The following is a 17,918-nucleotide window of genomic DNA, read 5'->3' on the forward strand; positions in this document are numbered from 1 at the left end:
CCTGAACAGGCACCCTACCAGCGACAAACCTTAAGTCACTGGTATTGAGGCTAGTGCGACCGCCTGCCGACGCGCACGGCGGGGTGCCTGCGCCCCGCCACTCACGGACGCCACGGTCTCAAGGCCAAACAGGTCGCTGCCGAAGAGTCGGTAGCGGACCAGGTCGATCGACCTCCGGTGCTCGCGTACGGCGTGAACGTCGTAGCGCGTGAAGTCGCCGGCGATACAGATCAGACGCGGTCCGCTCCACAGCACCTGGGACGCGGCCGTAGCCCCGAGCCGGTCGCGGACCAGGTGCTCGAACTCCGCCCGGTGGTCCATCAGCCACGAGAGATAGAACAACCCCTGGTTGATGGCGCCCGCGTCGACGCCCCGCTTGTACTCCACGATGACCGGCGACCCGTTCTCGTCCAGGCCAAGCGAGTCGATCCGGCCCCCGTGGACCGGCCCCGTGCCGTACTCGCTCGCCAGGAAACGGACGCCCAGCAGCGTCTCCATGTGCGCCTCGACGAGGCCCTGCACATCCGCCTCGACCTCAGCAAGACGCGGCGTGACCTCGGTCACGCCGCTTTTCGTCGTGCGGAACAGCTTCAGGCCCGACACCTTCCCCTCCTCGATTCGGAGATCAAGAACGTCGGGCAGGTGCGGATTTGTTTCCGCGAGGGCCTTCGGAGCCGTGAAGAAGTTGTGAGCGCAGGTCACTCGTCGGTACCCGATCCCCCCTCTTGCGAAGCTGCGGCCCACGAACCAGCACGGGAGCCTCACCGGCATCCCAGCACGATCCCAGCACGGTAGGGGTGAGCAGGGGTGATGAGAGGTGACGAGGGGTCAGATCTCCCAGCACCATCCCAGCACGGGAAAAAGCTAGGGGCCCGACCCCGGAGAGTCGGACCCCTTCTGACCTGCATGTTTGCCAGATCAGCGACGTGGTGGTAAGTCACCCACTACACGTTGAAGCGGAACTCCACCACGTCGCCGTCCTGCATGACGTAGTCCTTGCCCTCCATGCGGGCCTTGCCCTTGGCGCGGGCCTCGGTGACCGAGCCGGTTTCGACGAGGTCGGCGAAGGAGATGACCTCGGCCTTGATGAAGCCCTTCTGGAAGTCGGTGTGGATCACACCGGCCGCCTCGGGGGCCGTCGCGCCCTTCTTGATGGTCCAGGCGCGGGTTTCCTTGGGGCCTGCCGTCAGGTACGTCTGGAGGCCGAGGGTGGCGAAGCCGACGCGGCCGAGGGTGGCGAGGCCGGGTTCTTCCTGACCCATCGACTGGAGGAGTTCCAGGGCCTCGTCGTCGTCGAGCTCGATCAGCTCGGACTCGATCTTCGCGTTGAGGAAGATCGCCTCGGCGGGGGCGACGAGTGCGCGCTGTTCGTTCTTGAAGTCCTCGTCGACCAGCTCGTCCTCGTCGACGTTGAAGACGTACAGGAAGGGCTTGGTGGTGAGCAGGTGCAGCTCGTGGAGCAGGCGGCCCTTTTCGGTGGCGGCGGTGATGCCGGCCGCGAAGAGGGTGGTCCCCGCCTCAAGGATCTTCTGCGCCTCTTCGACCGCGGCCAGGACCGCGACCTTCTCCTTCTGGAGGCGGGACTCCTTCGTCAGGCGCGGGACGGCCTTCTCGACGGACTGCAGGTCCGCGAGGATCAGCTCGGTGTTGATCGTCTCGATGTCGTCCTTGGGCGAGACCTTGCCGTCGACGTGGACCACGTTCTCATCCTTGAAGGCACGGATGACCTGGCAGATCGCGTCGGACTCGCGGATGTTCGCCAGGAACTTGTTGCCCAGACCCTCGCCCTCGGACGCGCCGCGGACGATGCCGGCGATGTCGACGAAGTCGACGGTCGCGGGGAGGATCTTCTGGGAGCTGAAGATCCCCGCCAGGGTGGCCAGGCGCGGGTCGGGTACGCCGACGACGCCGACGTTCGGCTCGATGGTGGCGAACGGGTAGTTGGCCGCCAGCACGTCGTTCTTGGTCAGGGCGTTGAACAGGGTCGACTTGCCGACATTCGGCAGGCCGACGATTCCGATCGTGAGCGACACGTTGGCGACTTCCTGGAGTGAGGACTGGCCCGGGAGTGGACCGATCGCCCAGTTTACGGGCGCGGCCGAGGGCGCCGACGACGGGAGGGACAGAGGGCGGGGTACGGGCGGCGCATCGAACGCCAGGCCAAGGTCGACCAAAACGCGTGTCCTGCGCCCGATTCGTCCCTCCTTGCGACCTACGTTGTCCGGGTGGAGCAACACAGGACACGTCCCCCTCGTCACCAGCAACGGTCGCAGACCCCCCTCCTGCGGACCCCCCTGCTCCCGCCGGGCGCCCGCACCGACACGCGCACCGAGGCGGCGACCGCCCAACGCGTGGCGGCGGAGCCGGCACGGTCCGTACCCCCCGTCGTCCTGGCGCTACGGCGGCTGCCCAATCCGCGCCTGACCGGGCTCGGCAGCGGGCTGTTCGCCTCGGCCGTGATGCTGGTACTCGGGTGCCTGGACCAGCTCCTCCTCGACGGCTCACCACTGGTGTACGGGCTGCTGTTCCTGCCGGTCAGCGCCGTGACCGCACTGTGGGTGCGGCCTGCGGACCTGGTGACCGCCCCGATCGCCGTGCCGATCGCGTTCGCGGCCGGGCTGGTGCCGATCGCCGGGGGCGCGAACGGGTTCGGCAGCCGCGTCATGGCGCTCGTGACCGGTCTCGCCGTGCACGCGGGCTGGCTGTACGGCGGGACGCTCGTAGCCGGCCTCATCACGACCGTACGCAAGGTGCGTCTGATGACCCGGCGCCCGGCACAGGCCGCCGCCCGGCACACGGCCCGGCAGCACACCGCTCGGCAGCACACGGCCGAGCAGCACACCGCCCAGCAGCACACGGCCAGCAGGGGCGGTGCGAGGGCCAAAGCGCGCTGATCAGCGGCCCTCATGGTCCGGACACAGCCCCCGACACAGCCCTGACGCGGCCCCGACGCGGACAGCCCGTAGCTAGTGCCCCTCACGGCACGAGGGGGTGTCTGACAATTCCCCGTGGGTCAAGGAGCGGCGTCCGGTGCGTGCGATCGCAAGGCGCCGGACAGTCCTCGTAGCGGAGCTACCAGGGCTTTTCGGCAACGCTGCGAGCGTGCGTGCCGGACGCCGCGACGCCGCGGGGAATCGTCAGACACCCCCTAGTTTGAGATTTAACCTCCGGATTCGAACAGCTCCGGCCAGCCCTTCCTGCCGCACGAGCAGGCCCCGCAGCACAGTCGGAAATCTAAGCAAGTCGGGACAAACGGTGCACATGCTGGTTCCGTGAAGCCGACTTGCGGTCGTGTTCGAGCGGCGAGGTAAAATCTCAAGCTAGGAGCCGGCCGCCGCCGCCATGGCCGCGCCCACGATCCCCGCGTTGTTCTGCAGCTGCGCCGGGACGACCTCGGCCCGGATGCCCTGGAGCAGCGGGATGAACTTGTCCGCCTTGCGGCTGACCCCGCCTCCGATGATGAACAGCTCAGGCGAGAACAGCATCTCGACGTGCGCCAGGTACTTCTGCACGCGGTGCGCCCAGTGTTCCCATGACAGGTCGCCGTCGTCCTTGGCCTTCGTCGAGGCGTGCTTCTCCGCGTCGTGACCGTGCAGCTCCAGGTGGCCGAGTTCGGTGTTGGGCACGAGCTGGCCGTCGAGGAAGAGCGCGCTGCCGATGCCCGTACCGAAGGTGAGCAGGAAGACCGTGCCCTTGCGGCCGGCGCCCGCGCCGAAGGTCATCTCGGCGATGCCCGCCGCGTCGGCGTCATTGAGCACCGTGACCGGCAGGCCCAGACGGTCGCCGAGCAGGGCGCGGGCGTCGGTGTCGATCCAGGCCTTGTCGACGTTGGCCGCGGTGCGGGTGACGCCGTCCGTGACCACGCCCGGGAAGGTGATACCGACCCTGCCGCTCCAGCCGAAGTGCTGGACGACCTCCTGGACGACCCCGGCGATGTCGTCCGGCGTCGCCGGGTGCGGGGTCAGCACCTTGTGCCGCGGTTCGGCCAGGGCGCCGCGCTCCAGGTCCACGGGTGCGCCTTTGATGCCGGATCCGCCGATGTCCACTCCGAAGACGTTCATGGACACAACGTTACGGGGTGGCGCTGACAGTGACCCCAGAAAGTCACTCTCCGGCGAGCTCCGCCGCCTCCGCGCGCAGGTCTCGCCGCAGCTCCTTGGGCAGCGAGAAGATGATCGACTCGTCGGCGGTCTTGACCGTCTCGACGTCGCCGTAACCCCGCTCGGCCAGCCACTCCAGTACGCCGTCCACCAGCACGTCCGGCACCGAGGCGCCGGAGGTGAGACCGACCGTGGTGACGCCCGTCAGCCAGCTCTCGTCGATCTCGTCAGCGAAGTCCACCAGGTGCGCCGCGGGGGCGCCCGCGTCCAGGGCGACCTCGACCATGCGAATCGAGTTGGAGGAGTTCTTCGAGCCGACGACGATGACGAGTTCGGCGTCCTCGGCCAGCTTCTTCACCGCGATCTGGCGGTTCTGCGTGGCGTAGCAGATGTCGTCGCTGGGCGGGGAAAGGAGGTTTGGGAACTTCTCCTTGAGGGCGTCCACGGTCTCCATGGTCTCGTCGACCGACAGCGTGGTCTGGGAGAGCCAGACGACCTTCGACTCGTCGCGCACCGAGACGTTCGCGACGTCCTCGGGACCGTCGACCAGGGTGATGTGGTCGGGGGCCTCGCCGCTGGTGCCGATGACTTCCTCGTGGCCCTCGTGGCCGATCAGGAGGATGTCGTAGTCCTCCTTGGCGAACCGGACCGCTTCCTTGTGGACCTTGGTGACCAGCGGGCAGGTCGCGTCGATCGTCGCGAGCTTGCGCTCGGCGGCCTCCGCGTGGACGGTCGGGGCCACGCCGTGCGCCGAGAACATGACGATCGATCCTTCGGGGACCTCCGCCGTGACGTCGACGAAGATCGCGCCCTTCTTCTCCAGGGTCTGTACGACGTATTTGTTGTGGACGATCTCGTGGCGGACGTAGATCGGCGCGCCGTACTGCTCCAGGGCCTTCTCCACGGCGATCACGGCACGGTCCACACCCGCGCAGTAGCCACGGGGTGCGGCGAGCAGGACACGACGGGCGGCAGTAGCAGTCATGTTCACCATCGTAAGGGCCGTGCCCCGCGCCTCGCGGAACACGGCCGTGGTCAAGACTGGACGCCTGGCCGAGGAGTACTGCGTACGGAGGCGCGATGACCGCACCCAGCGACGACACCGACGACACCACGGTGGGCCTGCGGCGAAGTCTCGGGTTCCGCGATCTTGTCGTGTACGGCCTGCTCTTCATCGCCCCCATGGCCCCCGTGGGCGTCTTCGGCACGCTCGACGCCAAGTCGCACGGCGCGGTGGCCCTCGTCTACGTGGTCGCGACGGGGGCGATGGCGTTCACCGCGTTCAGTTACGCCCAGATGGTGCGGGTGGTCCCCCAGGCGGGTTCGGTCTTCGCGTACGCCCGCAAGGCGCTCGGCGAGGGGCCCGGGTTCATCGCCGGGTGGATGGCGATGCTGGACTACGTACTGATCCCGGCGGTCGCCTATCTGTTCTCCGGCATCGCGATGCACGCGCTCGTGCCGTCCGTTTCGCAGTGGGTGTGGACGGCGATCGCGGTCGCGTTGACGACGGGCCTGAACATGTGGGGTGTACGGGCGGCCGCGCGCGTGGGCTTCGCCGTGCTGGCCGTGGAGATCGTGGTGCTGCTGGTGTTCGTGGTGGCAGCGGTCGTGGTGCTGGCGCAGGACGGGCCCGCGCGGGGCCGGCTGTCGCCGCTGAGCGGTGACGGCTCGCTGGGCGCGTTCTCGTTTTCGGCGGTCCTGGGTGCGGTGTCGGTGGCGGTGCTGTCGTACCTCGGGTTCGACGCGATCGCCTCGTTCGCGGAGGAGGTGACGGGGGGCTCGGCGAAGGTGGCGCGGGCCGTGCTGTTCTGCCTGGCGCTCGCCGGGTTGCTGTTCGTGGCTCAGACGTATCTGGCAGCGCTGCTGCAGCCCGTCCCGGCGGCGGAGCTGGCCGCCGATCCGGGCAAGCAGGGGACGGCCTTCTACGACGCGGTGGATGCCGGTGTCGGGACGTGGCTGCACGACCTGGTGGCGGTGAGCAAAGCCATCGGGGCGGCGTTCGCGGCGCTGGCCGGGCAGGCGGCGGCGGGGCGGCTGCTGTACGCGATGGCGCGGGAGCGGCGGCTGCCGCGCCTGCTGGCGCGGGTCGACGCCTCGTCGGGCGTACCGCGGACCGCGCTGGGCGTGGCGGCCGTGGTGACGCTGGTGGCGGCGGTCTGGGCCTCGCGGCGCGACGACGGCCTGGACCTCCTGGTGTCGGTCGTGAACGTCGGGGCGCTGACGGCGTTCGTGCTGCTGCACGCGTCCGTGGTGAGCTGGTTCGCCGTACTGCACAAGGAAGGGCCGCCGGTGTGGTGGCGGCATGTGCTGATGCCGGTGCTGGGCGCGGTCGTGGTGATCGCGGTGATCGCCGAGGCGTCCGGGACGGCTCAGGTCGTGGGCGCGGTGTGGCTGGCGGTGGGCCTGGCGGTACTGACTGCGCAACGCCGGCGCCGAGGCGGGCCGTGATGTCAGTGCCAGGCCCTAGCCTTCGCACATGGCTTTGAATACGTCTGCGGAAGCTCCACTGCCGGTCGGTGAGGTCTCGCGCCTCATCGGCGGGTGGATCGACCGGCTCGGGGCGGTGTGGGTCGAGGGGCAGATCACGCAGCTGTCGCGCAGACCCGGCGCCGGGGTCGTGTTCCTGACGCTGCGCGACCCTTCGCACGACATCTCGGTGGGCGTGACGTGCTTCCGCCAGGTCTTCGACCCGATCGCGGACGTGGTGGCGGAGGGCGCCCGGGTCGTGGTGCGCGCGAAGCCCGAGTGGTACGCGCCGCGCGGGCAGCTGTCGCTGCGCGCGACGGAGATGAGGCCGGTGGGTATCGGCGAGCTGCTCGCGAGGCTGGAGCAGCTGAAGAGGACGCTGGCGGGCGAGGGGCTGTTCGCGCTCGACCGCAAGCGGCCTCTGCCGTTTCTGCCGCAGCGCATCGGCCTGGTCACGGGCCGCGCGTCGGCGGCCGAGCGGGACGTCCTGGAGAACGCCAGGCGGCGCTGGCCGGCGGTGCGCTTCGAGGTCCGCAACGTCGCGGTGCAGGGGGTGAACGCGGTGGCGCAGGTCGTCCAGGCAGTCAAGGAGCTCGACGAGCTGCCGGACGTGGACGTGATCATCGTGGCGCGGGGCGGCGGCAGCGTCGAGGATCTGCTGCCGTTCTCGGACGAGCAGCTGGTCAGGACGGTGTTCGGGTGTCGTACGCCGGTGGTGTCGGCGATCGGGCACGAGCCGGACTCGCCGCTGCTGGACCTGGTGGCCGACCTGCGGGCGTCGACGCCGACGGACGCGGCGAAGAAGGTGGTGCCGGACGTCGGCGAGGAGCTGGACCGGGTCCAGCTGCTGCGCGACCGTGCGCTGCGGACCGTGCAGGGTCTGCTGGACCGCGAGGAGCGCGGGCTGGCGCATGCGCTGGCCAGACCCGTGATGGAGCGGCCGCAGCGGATGGTGGAGGACCGGGAGGCGGAGGTCGACGCGCTGGTGGCCCGCAGCCGCCGCACCCTGGGCCACCTGCTGGACCGCGCGGATTCGGAGCTGTCGCACACCCGGGCGCGGGTGGTGGCCCTGTCCCCGGCGGCCACGCTGGAGCGCGGATACGCGGTGCTCCAGCGGGGCGACGGAGCCGTGGTCCGCTCCCCCGGCGAGGTCGCGCCCGGGGACGCGCTGCGGGCGCGGGTCGCGGCGGGCGAGTTCGCGGTCCGGGTCGCCGAGTGACCGTAGGGACGCGCACCGATCGTACGCACGCCGTTCGTACGCACACTTTCCGTACGCGCACCTTTCGTACGCACACATAGGGTGGATCGCATGGCCGAGACGGACGAAACCGCGGTGACGCTCGGATACGAGCAGGCCCGGGACGAGCTGATCGATGTCGTACGGCGCCTGGAGGCGGGCGGTACGACGTTGGAGGAGTCGCTCGCGCTCTGGGAGCGCGGCGAGGAGCTGGCGAAGGTCTGCCGGCGCTGGCTGGAGGGGGCCAGGGCGCGGCTGGACGCGTCGCTGGCGGACGAGAGCTGACGGGTTCACCGGGATCGATCGGCAGCAGTCGCTGTGCAGCGGATCACCACGCGCCGGATTTAGTTGAAGATTCACATAACTTCCCTTACGGTGGGGTCATCGCTTGAATCCCCCCGCACGTCCGGAAGGTAAGCCCGCATGTCTCTCGTACTTGACCCCGCCGCCCAGGACCTCCTCTTCCGCGAGGCCCGCACCGCGAACACCTTCACCGACGAGCCGGTGACGGACGAGCAGGTCCAGGCGATCTACGACCTGGTCAAGTTCGGCCCGACCGCGTTCAACCAGTCGCCGCTGCGCGTCGTCCTCGTCCGCTCCCCCGAGGCCCGCGAGCGGCTGGTCGGGCACATGGCCGAGGGCAACCGCCCGAAGACCGCCACCGCCCCGCTGGTCGCGATCCTCGCCGCCGACAACGAGTTCCACGAGGAGCTGCCGGCCCTCCTCCCGCACTTCCCGCAGGCCAAGAACGTCTTCTTCTCGGAGCGCCCCGTCCGCGAGGTGTCCGCCGGTGTCAACGCCGCACTCCAGGCCGCCTATTTCATCGTCGGCGTGCGCGCCGCCGGCCTGGCCGCCGGCCCGATGACGGGCTTCGACTTCGCCGGTGTCCAGAAGGAGTTCCTGGACGGCGACCACACGCCGCTGATGGTCGTCAACATCGGCAAGCCGGGCGACGACGCCTGGTTCGCCCGCTCGCCGCGCCTCGCCTACGACGAGGTCATCACCACGGTCTGAGCCGTCACCACGGCCCGGCAGCCGAACGTGTGGAAGGCGCCGCCCCCGACGGGTGCGGCGCCTTCCACACGTTCCCGATCACGTTCAGGACTTCTTGGCCTCGGCCTCCAGCGCCTCGGCCATCTCCGTCAGCCGCTCCTGCGACCCCGTCCCCGTGATCACCGTCGTCGTGCCCTCGTCCCGGAGCACCAGGGCGTCGTACTTCGGGCCCTTCCAGCGCTGCCAGGTCTGCGCTCCGACCTGCTGCGTCGTGTCGGTCTTCGTCGCCTGCTGGCTGACCGCGTGGATGAACTTCTCGGCCGGCCGGGTCGACTGCTCGACCGCGACGTACTCCCGCTCGGGGTCGAGGAAGCCCAGGTGCCAGGCGTCGCCGCCGGTGCGCTCGTACGAGACCGAGGTCGCCTTCCACGTCTTGGGGAGGCCCTCCGGCGCCATCACCGGGTACGGGGCGGCCCGTCGCGCGGTGATGAGCTCGACGCGGTAGTCGACCGCCTTGACCGGGTCGGCGTTCTCGTCGTGCGGGATGAACAGATAGACACTCCCGGCGACGGCGCCGATCAACGCCATCGACAGCACCATGTCCCGGACCGTCTGCTTGCCTTTCATACCTGCCACCCCCCCATCGTCCCCCATGTCGCAGCGCGACCCGCACGAGGGGCGACTCATCCGATATGCCGCTCATACGTGACCCGCTCTGCTCATTTTGTCGACGTACGGATAGAGTCGGCAGCACCCTCTTTACTCCGGCCGTCGCCGTACAGAAAGGTGCGCTCCGATGACCGAGCACCATCTTCCGTCTCAGCTCGAGGTCTCTCCCGAGGCCCCCGACCGCAACCTGGCCCTGGAGCTCGTGCGGGTCACCGAGGCCGCCGCCATGGCCGCCGGGCGGTGGGTCGGCCGCGGTGACAAGATCGGCGCGGACGGCGCAGCGGTGAAGGCCATGCGGACACTCGTCTCGACCGTGTCGATGAACGGCATCGTCGTCATCGGTGAAGGCGAGAAGGACGAAGCCCCGATGCTCTTCAACGGGGAGCACGTCGGCGACGGCACCGGGGCCGAGGTCGACATCGCCGTCGACCCGATCGACGGCACCACGCTCAACGCCAAGGGCATGCCGAACGCCATCGCCGTGCTCGCCGCCGCCGACCGCGGCACCATGTTCGACCCGTCCGCGGTCTTCTACATGGACAAGCTCGTCACCGGCCCCGAGGCCGCCGACTTCGTCGACATCAACGCCCCCGTCTCGGTCAACATCCGCCGGGTCGCCAAGGCGAAGAACTCGACCCCCGACGACGTCACCGTGGTCATCCTCGACCGCCCCCGGCACGAGGGCATCGTCAAGGAGATCCGCGAGACGGGCGCCCGCATCAAGTTCATCTCCGACGGCGACGTCGCGGGTTCGGTCATGGCGGTGCGCGAAGGCACCGGCGTCGACCTGCTCATGGGCATCGGCGGTACGCCTGAGGGCATCATCTCGGCCTGCGCCATAAAGTGCCTGGGCGGCACGATCCAGGGCAAACTGTGGCCCAAGGACGACGCCGAGCGTCAGCGCGCGCTCGACGCGGGCCACGACCTCGACCGCGTACTGCACACGAACGACCTGGTCAGCGGCGACAACGTGTTCTTCGTCGCCACCGGAATCACGGACGGCGAACTGCTGCGCGGTGTCCGCTACCGCGCCGAGACCGCCACCACACAGTCCCTGGTGATGCGCTCCAAGTCGGGCACGATCCGCCAGATCGACTCGACGCACCGCCTCTCGAAGCTGCGCGCGTACAGCGCCATCGACTTCGACCGCGCGAAGTAGCAGCGGCAACGAGTACGAGGCGGCGCCCCACGCTCGTGGGGTGCCGCCTCGTACTCGTTCTCGGCCCCGTACGGCGGGGTCAGCCGGCTGCGGCGATCTGGTCCGTCTGCGCGGCCTGGCCCAGCTCCATCTCACGGCGCCTGCGCCGGGCCAGCACCACCCGGCGCTCGGCCGCCGTCAGGCCGCCCCAGACGCCGTACGGCTCGGGCTGGAGCAGCGCGTGCTCCCGGCACTCGACCATCACGGGGCATCGTGCGCAGACCCGCTTCGCCGATTCCTCCCGCGCCAGCCGCGCGGCCGTCGGCTCCTTCGACGGGGCGAAGAACAGGCCGGCTTCGTCCCGGCGGCACACCGCCTCCGTGTGCCAGGGGCCGGCCTGCTCCCGCGCCGGCGCACGCTGTGGCGGGACGGCGGCGACCTGCAGGGACTGATGCGGCGAAGGCAGCACGGTCTACTCCTGACGACGGCTTCGGGAGCGAGCAGCGATGCAGCAGTCCCTACCCGCTGTGCGTAGGCCTATGCACAGAGTTCCCATGCGCATCCGTGCGCCGGTCGTGCGCCCGCCCTACGACTGACGTACGAGTCACGTATGACCGACGCACGCCTCGGCGCCCGGTTCAGTGCCCGAGGTGTTTGCGCATGCGGTCCTGGAGGTCCGCGATCCGCTTGCCGCGCTTGGGCTTGGCCTCGATGTTGCCGAAGACCGAGTAACCGTTGACCACCACGACCGGGGCCTCGGGGTCGCTCGCCTCCAGGGTGTTCACCTCGAAGTTCCCGAAGATCCCGGTGCCGCTGCCGCGCAGCGTGATGTTCTCGGGGACGCGCACCTCGACATTGCCGAAGATCGAGGTCGCGTTGATCACGGTCAGCCGCTGTCCGAAGAGCGCCTCGGTGAGGTCGATCTCGACGCTGCCGAAGAGCGCGAAGGCGTTCGTCCGGCGGCCGATGCGCCACCGGCCCTTGCGCGTCGAGCTGCTGAAGACGGCGACCAGGTTCTCAGCCGAGACCGGCCCCGAGCCCGCGTCCGGGTCGTACGCCGCCGAGGCCGGCTCTCGCCTGGGGCCGCCGCCGGACCCGGGCAGGTCCTGGACGAGCGGCTCCAGCTCGGCGACGGTCTTGGCGCGGTAGACCGAGTCGATGCGCTCCGAGTGCTCCTCGGCCGTCAGCCGGCCCTCGGCCATGGCTTCGCGCAGGATGTCCGCGATCCGGTCACGGTCCGCGTCGGACGCACGGATGGCGGGCTCGGCGGGCACCGCGGGGGCGGTCGGCTGCTGGGGGTGACCGCGGCCGGGGGCCGCTGAGTGCTTCTTTTCGAGGTCCACCACCCCAGCGTACCCAAACGCGATAGATCGCGACTAGGGGCTGCGGGCTGCGGGCTGCGGGCTGCAACTGAGCCTTACCTCACAGACCGGGCTCTCCCCCGGCGTCTTACGCTGGTGGGCGCGCTGCGCCAATGGAGGCCAGTCGCCGTCTGCCGAGTGAGGAATGGCCGTAATGCCAGAATTTGCGTACTCCGATCTGCTCCCGCTGGGAGAGGACACCACGCCGTACCGCCTGGTGACGGCCGACGGTGTCGCCACCTTCGAGGCGGACGGCCGTACGTTCCTCAAGGTCGACCCCGCGGCGCTGCGCACCCTCGCCGCCGAGGCGATGCACGACATCTCGCATTACCTGCGGCCCGCGCATCTCGCCCAGCTGCGCCGGATCATCGACGACCCCGACGCGTCGTCCAACGACAAGTTCGTCGCCCTCGACCTGCTGAAGAACGCGAACATCGCGGCGGCCGGCGTGCTGCCGATGTGCCAGGACACCGGCACGGCGATCGTCATGGGCAAGCGCGGCCAGAACGTCCTCACGGAAGGCCGCGACGAGGAAGCTCTGTCGCACGGCATCTTCGACGCGTACACCCAGCTCAACCTGCGCTACTCGCAGATGGCCCCGCTGAACATGTGGGAGGAGAAGAACACCGGCTCGAACCTGCCCGCGCAGATCGAGCTGTACGCGACCGACGGCGGCGCCTACAAGTTCCTCTTCATGGCGAAGGGCGGCGGCTCGGCCAACAAGTCCTTCCTCTACCAGGAGACGAAGGCGGTCCTCAACGAGGCCTCCATGATGAAGTTCCTGGAGGAGAAGATCCGCTCGCTCGGCACGGCCGCGTGCCCGCCGTACCACCTGGCGATCGTGGTCGGCGGCACCTCGGCCGAGTTCGCGCTGAAGACCGCGAAGTACGCCTCCGCGCACTACCTCGACGAGCTGCCCGCCGAGGGCTCGCCCACCGGCCACGGCTTCCGCGACAAGGAGCTGGAGGAGAAGGTCTTCGAGCTGACGCAGAAGATCGGCATCGGCGCGCAGTTCGGCGGCAAGTACTTCTGCCACGACGTGCGCGTGGTGCGGCTGCCTCGGCACGGGGCCTCGCTGCCGGTGGCGATCGCGGTGTCCTGCTCGGCGGACCGGCAGGCGGTCGCCAAGATCACCGCCGAGGGTGTCTTCCTGGAGCAGCTGGAGACGGACCCGGCGCGGTTCCTGCCGGACACGACGGACGAACACCTCGGCGAATCGGCCGACGCCGGTGACGTCGTACGCGTCGACCTGAACCGGCCGATGGACGAGGTCCTCGCCGAGCTCACCAAGTACCCGGTCAAGACCCGGCTCTCGCTCACCGGCCCGCTCGTCGTCGCCCGCGACATCGCGCACGCGAAGATCAAGGAGCGGCTGGACGCGGGCGAGGACATGCCGCAGTACCTGAAGAACCACCCGGTGTACTACGCGGGCCCGGCCAAGACCCCGGAGGGTTACGCGTCCGGGTCCTTCGGGCCGACGACGGCGGGGCGGATGGACTCCTACGTCGAGCAGTTCCAGGCGGCGGGCGGTTCCAAGGTCATGCTCGCCAAGGGCAACCGCAGCAAGCAGGTCACCGACGCGTGCGGCGCGCACGGCGGTTTCTACCTCGGGTCGATCGGGGGGCCGGCGGCGCGGCTCGCGCAGGACTGCATCAAGAAGGTCGAGGTCGTCGAGTACGAGGAGCTGGGCATGGAGGCGGTCTGGCGGATCGAGGTGGAGGACTTCCCGGCGTTCATCGTGGTCGACGACAAGGGCAACGACTTCTTCACCGAGCCGGCCCCGGCCCCGACGTTCACGTCGATCCCGGTGCGGGGCCCGGGGCTGGTTTAGCGGGGCGGCTCGGCGCGTGCGGGGCTCCAACCCCCGGACCCCGCTCCTCAAGCGCCGGAGGGGCCGGAGACTGCCGCAAGCGGCACGTCCAGCCCTACGGGCGGTAATCCAGCCCGTCCGGCGATTGAGGACACGCCCGAAGGGCGTCCGGGATCCGGGGCGGAGCCCCATGGGCAGCAGCTTCTAGGCGAAGCGTTGGTTCGGCGCGTCCGTACACGGCTGGAGACGGAGCGGGTCCTTCGGCGCGGCCAGGGTCGCGCAGAGCCCCGTCGCAGCCGCGGGGCGAATCGTCGCGCCGTCGCGCACGAACCGCTGGTTCGCCGCGCCCGAGCAGTTCCACAGAACCAGGCCCACGCCCGCCCTGTAGTCCCCGCCCGGCACGTCCAGGCAGCGGTCCTGCGTCAGCTCGGTGTGCAGCGACTTGCGCACGCTGTCGTGCCACCAGCCCTGGTTGCGCCCGCCGTTGCAGTCCCAGCCGCCCGCTTTGGTGCCGTTACGCGTGACCGAGTCCGGTACGTCGACGCAGCTGCCGGTGGCCTCGTTGCGCAGTGGCTCGAACACGTCGTCCCAGGCGAGTGCCTCCAGCACCGGCTTGCCCGTGCTCGCCGGGTCGGCGCAACTGGCCTCGCGCCGCCCCGAGTCGTACAGCTGGGTGAGGCAGGACGCGAAGGCGCCGTGGCCCTTGGCGTTGGGGTGGAAGGACTGCCGTACCGAGTTGGCGTCCGGCGGGAAGGGGTTGGTGAGGTCGACGTAAAGACCGCGGGCCCAGCTGTCGTCCATGCAGACCTCGTGGCCGTGGAAGAGGCGGGAGTTGTCGAGGTAGGTGGCCCCGGTGGTCGCCGCCGCCGCGCGCATGCCGCGCTCGAAGGCCGGGACTGCGCTGTTGCGGCCCCAGACGGTGTCGGCGTCGTAGCCGAGACCGCCGCAGATCAGCTTGCCGGGGAAGCCCGGGTTGTCGCGGAAGTCGGGGCCGATGGGGCTCGGGTAGCCCATCACGACGAGTTTGTAGTCGCCGTCGGCGTACCCCGCGCCGCGCATCGTGGTGCGCAGGTCCCGCACGGTCTGCTCGACCTTGGGGACCAGCGCGTCGACGCGCGCCTGCCAGCCGCCTGCGTACTTCGGCTCGCACGGGCCCTGGAGGAGGATGTAGCGGGTGACGCAGTCCGTCATGACCGGGCCGAACTGCAGGTCGTCGTTGGCGCCGGCGACCAGCAGGACCATCTTGATCCGGGTGTTGCGGGCCTTGATCGCCAGGTTGTCGCTCTGCACGAGTTCGTCGGCGTACTGCTTGCTGCCGCCGATCCGGATGTTTCCGGTGTACGCGCCCGAGCACGAGACGTTGTACGTGACGTCGGCGGCGATGCCGGTGCGGTGGATCGCGGAGTCCGGCGAGCGGTGGCACCAGTTGTCGGGGCCGTTCGTGCCGGGTTCGTAGGTGCCGACTCCCTCACCGGAGATCTCACTGTCGCCGAGCGAGATCAGCCCGCTCTTGCGCTGGTCCATCGGCCGTTCGGCAGGGTCACCATAGAGCTTGGCCGCCTCGGCCGCGCGGACCGCTTCCAGTTCGGCCGGCAGGGGGGTGGATACGGTGCCCCTCGCCGCCGGTGGTCTCGGCGAATCGGCCGCCGCGGCGGGGCCGGTGACCGTCAGGCCTGCGACGGCCACCGCCAGTGCGGCGGCGGCCGCGACTGTGGAGCGGAGTCTGAGTCGTGTGCGCTGCATTGCGCCTCCCCGGGTTGTTGGTACCACCGGTATTTACTGGCCAGTAGGCGACTTGGGAATACGCAGAACAAGACAACTGCTCAACTTTTCACGAGCACGAGGAGGTACGTGACCATGACGACCGACGACAGCCACCGCGTCGAGCACGACTCGATGGGTGAGGTACGCGTGCCCGCCCACGCCAAGTGGCGGGCGCAGACCCAGCGTGCGGTGGAGAACTTCCCCGTCTCCGGGCAGCGCCTGGAGCGCGCGCACATCGAGGCCCTGGCCCGGATCAAGGCGGCCGCGGCCCAGGTCAACGCCGAACTCGGCGTACTCGACCAGGAGATCGCGCAGGCCGTCCGGGAAGCGGCGGACGAGGTCGCGCGGGGGCGCTGGGACGAGCACTTCCCGGTCGACGTCTTCCAGACCGGCTCCGGCACGTCCTCCAACATGAACATGAACGAGGTCGTCGCCACTTTGGCCACCGAGCGCCTCGGCAGCCCCGTCCACCCCAACGACCACGTCAACGCCTCGCAGTCGTCCAACGACGTCTTCCCTTCGTCCATCCACATCGCGGCGACCGCCGCCGTCACCGGCGACCTGATCCCGGCCCTCGACCACCTCGCCGCCGCCCTGGAGCGCAAGTCCGGCGAGTTCGCGGACGTCGTCAAGTCGGGTCGTACGCACCTGATGGACGCCACCCCCGTCACCCTGGGCCAGGAGTTCGGCGGCTACGCGGCGGCCGTCAGGTACGGCGTCGAGCGCCTGCGTGCCTCCCTGCCCCGCCTGGCAGAACTCCCCCTCGGCGGTACGGCCGTGGGCACCGGCATCAACACCCCACCGGGCTTCTCGGCCGCCGTCATCGCCGAGGTCGCCCGCACCACCGGCCTGCCGCTCACCGAGGCGCGCGACCACTTCGAGGCGCAGGGCGCGCGGGACGGTCTCGTCGAGACGTCCGGCCAGCTCCGTACGATCGCGGTCTCCCTGACCAAGATCTGCAACGACCTGCGCTGGATGGCGTCGGGGCCGCGCACAGGATTGGCCGAGATCAGCCTTCCCGACCTTCAGCCCGGCTCGTCGATCATGCCCGGAAAGGTCAATCCGGTCATTCCGGAAGCCGTGCTGATGGTCGCCGCTCAGGTCACGGGCAACGACACGACGGTCGCGGTGGCCGGCGCAGCGGGCAACTTCGAGCTGAACGTCATGCTCCCGGTGATCGGCAAGAATCTGCTGGAGTCCGTGCGGCTGCTCGCCAACGCGTCCCGGCTGCTGGCCGACCGTGCGATCGACGGGATCACGGCGAACGCCGAACGGGCCCGCGAGTACGCCGAGTCGTCGCCGTCCGTTGTCACCCCGCTCAACAAGTACATCGGCTACGAAGAGGCCGCGAAGGTCGTCAAGAAGTCGCTGGCCGAGCGCCGTACCATCCGCGAAGTCGTGCTGGATTCCGGGTACGTCGAGCGGGGCGACCTCACCGAGGCGCAGCTCGACGAGGCGCTGGACGTGCTGCGCATGACGCGTCCCTGAATCCGCCCGTCCGCCGCCACCCTAAGATCTGCTCATGACAGACACGGCGGGTGGTGCGGGCGGGGCGGGCGGGGCGCGTTGGGCGCCGGGGGACCACATCCTGTGGCGGTACCGCGAGAACGCGTCCGACCGGATCCACATCTGCCGTCCGGTCACGGTGGTCAGCGACACCGACGAACTCCTCGCGGTGTGGATGGCACCGGGCACCCAGTGCGTGCGCCCGGTGCTCGCCGACGGGACGCCCGTGCACGAGGAGCCCCTCGCGACCCGGTACACGGCCCCGCGCACCACGACCACCTCGCGCTGGTGGGGTGCGGGCGTGCTGAAACTGGCGCGGCCGGACGAGCCGTGGTCGGTGTGGCTGTTCTGGGAGCGCGGCTGGCGGTTCAAGAACTGGTACGTGAACCTGGAGGAGCCGCTGGCCCGCTGGTCGGGCGGGGTCGACTCCGAGGACCACTTCCTGGACATCGCCGTGCACCCCGACCGGGCCTGGCAGTGGCTGGACGAGGACGAGTTCGAGCAGGCCCGCCGGGTGGGACTGCTGAACGCCGCCCAGGTCCGGCACGTACAGGAGGCGGGGCGCGCGGCGGTCGAGCTGATCACCGCGTGGGGGACACCGTTCCGCGACGGCTGGGAGCACTGGCGGCCCGACCCGCGGTGGGGTGTGCCCCGGCTGCCCGAGGACTGGGACCGCGCTCCGGTGCCTCCGCCGGCTCCGTCGGCCGCTCGGGCTGCTCCGGCCGCTCCCGTCGCCCCGGCTGCTCGGGCTGCTCCGGCTGCTCGGGCTGCTCAGTCGACGGAGGCATCGTCGGATCATGTGGCTCCGTGAGACCCTTGATACACCCCCATGGGTCAAACGTAGGATCGTCCTCCGCAAGACAGTGGCCCCTGC

Annotated in this window: 15 protein-coding genes and 2 pseudogenes; 9 read left to right on the plus strand and 8 right to left on the minus strand. The window is 69.9% G+C overall.

Translation table 11 applies throughout. The features are described 5' to 3' along the window. Positions 1-36: 36 nt before the first annotated feature. Positions 37-603, minus strand: a pseudogene (locus ACU6WZ_RS08840) (PDDEXK family nuclease); the annotation flags it as partial. A gap of 341 nt (positions 604-944) precedes the next feature. Next, positions 945-2,033 carry a redox-regulated ATPase YchF gene (gene ychF, locus ACU6WZ_RS08845; RefSeq protein ID WP_447032564.1) on the minus strand — a complete coding sequence of 363 codons (1,089 nt, stop codon included), beginning with the start codon at positions 2,031-2,033 and terminating at the stop codon, positions 945-947. A gap of 192 nt (positions 2,034-2,225) precedes the next feature. Here ychF and ACU6WZ_RS08850 point away from each other — a divergent pair, with 192 nt between their 5' ends. Next, a complete protein-coding gene (locus tag ACU6WZ_RS08850; RefSeq protein WP_447032565.1) occupies positions 2,226-2,894 on the plus strand; it encodes a DUF6542 domain-containing protein in 669 nt (222 codons plus the stop codon). 426 nt (positions 2,895-3,320) lie between these two features. On the opposite strand, the gene ppgK is transcribed toward ACU6WZ_RS08850, so the two are convergent. Together ppgK and ACU6WZ_RS08860 are read right to left on the minus strand one after the other, a co-directional pair. Next, positions 3,321-4,061, minus strand: coding sequence for a polyphosphate--glucose phosphotransferase (ppgK, locus tag ACU6WZ_RS08855; RefSeq protein ID WP_447032566.1), 741 nt, complete (start codon positions 4,059-4,061; stop codon positions 3,321-3,323). 43 nt (positions 4,062-4,104) lie between these two features. Beyond that, positions 4,105-5,094 (minus strand): 4-hydroxy-3-methylbut-2-enyl diphosphate reductase, encoded by a 990-nt coding sequence (locus ACU6WZ_RS08860; protein WP_447033937.1) that lies wholly within the window; start codon positions 5,092-5,094, stop codon positions 4,105-4,107. Positions 5,095-5,180: 86 nt separating this feature from the next. Between ACU6WZ_RS08860 and ACU6WZ_RS08865 the strand changes: the two genes are divergently transcribed. From ACU6WZ_RS08865 to ACU6WZ_RS08880, 4 genes are all read left to right on the plus strand, one after another. Further along, positions 5,181-6,548: an APC family permease gene (locus tag ACU6WZ_RS08865; protein WP_447032567.1), complete on the plus strand. Its 1,368-nt coding sequence runs from the start codon at positions 5,181-5,183 to the stop codon at positions 6,546-6,548. 28 nt (positions 6,549-6,576) lie between these two features. After that, entirely contained in the window at positions 6,577-7,785 is a 1,209-nt protein-coding gene (gene xseA, locus ACU6WZ_RS08870) for an exodeoxyribonuclease VII large subunit (protein ID WP_447032568.1), read from the plus strand. A 90-nt stretch (positions 7,786-7,875) separates the two neighbouring features. Continuing rightward, a complete protein-coding gene (locus ACU6WZ_RS08875; RefSeq protein WP_447032569.1) occupies positions 7,876-8,088 on the plus strand; it encodes an exodeoxyribonuclease VII small subunit in 213 nt (70 codons plus the stop codon). Between the two features lie 138 nt (positions 8,089-8,226). Beyond that, positions 8,227-8,817 (plus strand): malonic semialdehyde reductase, encoded by a 591-nt coding sequence (locus ACU6WZ_RS08880; protein WP_447032570.1) that lies wholly within the window; start codon positions 8,227-8,229, stop codon positions 8,815-8,817. A gap of 84 nt (positions 8,818-8,901) precedes the next feature. On the opposite strand, the gene ACU6WZ_RS08885 is transcribed toward ACU6WZ_RS08880, so the two are convergent. Continuing rightward, positions 8,902-9,432 (minus strand): DUF4245 domain-containing protein, encoded by a 531-nt coding sequence (locus tag ACU6WZ_RS08885; RefSeq protein ID WP_447032571.1) that lies wholly within the window; start codon positions 9,430-9,432, stop codon positions 8,902-8,904. A 160-nt stretch (positions 9,433-9,592) separates the two neighbouring features. Here ACU6WZ_RS08885 and glpX point away from each other — a divergent pair, with 160 nt between their 5' ends. Then, complete coding sequence (gene glpX, locus ACU6WZ_RS08890; RefSeq protein WP_447032572.1) at positions 9,593-10,624, plus strand: class II fructose-bisphosphatase; 1,032 nt, start codon at positions 9,593-9,595, stop codon at positions 10,622-10,624. A 79-nt stretch (positions 10,625-10,703) separates the two neighbouring features. Here the strand turns inward: glpX and ACU6WZ_RS08895 are convergent, their stop codons facing one another. Next, complete coding sequence (locus ACU6WZ_RS08895) at positions 10,704-11,072, minus strand: WhiB family transcriptional regulator (protein WP_447032573.1); 369 nt, start codon at positions 11,070-11,072, stop codon at positions 10,704-10,706. A 169-nt stretch (positions 11,073-11,241) separates the two neighbouring features. Then, positions 11,242-11,946, minus strand: coding sequence for a DUF1707 SHOCT-like domain-containing protein (locus ACU6WZ_RS08900; RefSeq protein ID WP_447032574.1), 705 nt, complete (start codon positions 11,944-11,946; stop codon positions 11,242-11,244). 172 nt (positions 11,947-12,118) lie between these two features. On the opposite strand from ACU6WZ_RS08900, the gene ACU6WZ_RS08905 reads away from it, so the two are divergent. Further along, on the plus strand, positions 12,119-13,795 hold the full coding sequence (locus ACU6WZ_RS08905) for a fumarate hydratase (protein WP_447032575.1): 1,677 nt from the start codon (positions 12,119-12,121) through the stop codon (positions 13,793-13,795). Between the two features lie 183 nt (positions 13,796-13,978). Here the strand turns inward: ACU6WZ_RS08905 and ACU6WZ_RS08910 are convergent, their stop codons facing one another. Beyond that, positions 13,979-15,517 carry a ricin-type beta-trefoil lectin domain protein gene (locus tag ACU6WZ_RS08910; protein WP_447032576.1) on the minus strand — a complete coding sequence of 513 codons (1,539 nt, stop codon included), beginning with the start codon at positions 15,515-15,517 and terminating at the stop codon, positions 13,979-13,981. Positions 15,518-15,631: 114 nt separating this feature from the next. Between ACU6WZ_RS08910 and ACU6WZ_RS08915 the strand changes: the two genes are divergently transcribed. Further along, positions 15,632-17,026 carry a class II fumarate hydratase gene (locus ACU6WZ_RS08915; RefSeq protein ID WP_447032577.1) on the plus strand — a complete coding sequence of 465 codons (1,395 nt, stop codon included), beginning with the start codon at positions 15,632-15,634 and terminating at the stop codon, positions 17,024-17,026. Between the two features lie 34 nt (positions 17,027-17,060). Further along, positions 17,061-17,741, plus strand: a pseudogene (fomD, locus tag ACU6WZ_RS08920) (cytidylyl-2-hydroxypropylphosphonate hydrolase); the annotation flags it as partial. Positions 17,742-17,918 lie beyond the last annotated feature (177 nt).

It is taken from the genome of Streptomyces hypolithicus, from assembly GCF_052934925.1.

Bases quoted from the DNA above. Each gene is read 5' to 3' on its own strand.
- ppgK (WP_447032566.1), bottom strand. From the start codon at position 4,061: ATGAACGTCTTCGGAGTGGACATCGGCGGATCCGGCATCAAAGGCGCA.
- ACU6WZ_RS08860 (WP_447033937.1), bottom strand. From the start codon at position 5,094: ATGGTGAACATGACTGCTACTGCCGCCCGTCGTGTCCTGCTCGCCGCA.
- ACU6WZ_RS08865 (WP_447032567.1), top strand. From the start codon at position 5,181: ATGACCGCACCCAGCGACGACACCGACGACACCACGGTGGGCCTGCGG.
- xseA (WP_447032568.1), top strand. From the start codon at position 6,577: ATGGCTTTGAATACGTCTGCGGAAGCTCCACTGCCGGTCGGTGAGGTC.
- ACU6WZ_RS08875 (WP_447032569.1), top strand. From the start codon at position 7,876: ATGGCCGAGACGGACGAAACCGCGGTGACGCTCGGATACGAGCAGGCC.
- ACU6WZ_RS08880 (WP_447032570.1), top strand. From the start codon at position 8,227: ATGTCTCTCGTACTTGACCCCGCCGCCCAGGACCTCCTCTTCCGCGAG.
- glpX (WP_447032572.1), top strand. From the start codon at position 9,593: ATGACCGAGCACCATCTTCCGTCTCAGCTCGAGGTCTCTCCCGAGGCC.
- ACU6WZ_RS08905 (WP_447032575.1), top strand. From the start codon at position 12,119: ATGCCAGAATTTGCGTACTCCGATCTGCTCCCGCTGGGAGAGGACACC.
- ACU6WZ_RS08910 (WP_447032576.1), bottom strand. From the start codon at position 15,517: ATGCAGCGCACACGACTCAGACTCCGCTCCACAGTCGCGGCCGCCGCC.
- ACU6WZ_RS08915 (WP_447032577.1), top strand. From the start codon at position 15,632: ATGACGACCGACGACAGCCACCGCGTCGAGCACGACTCGATGGGTGAG.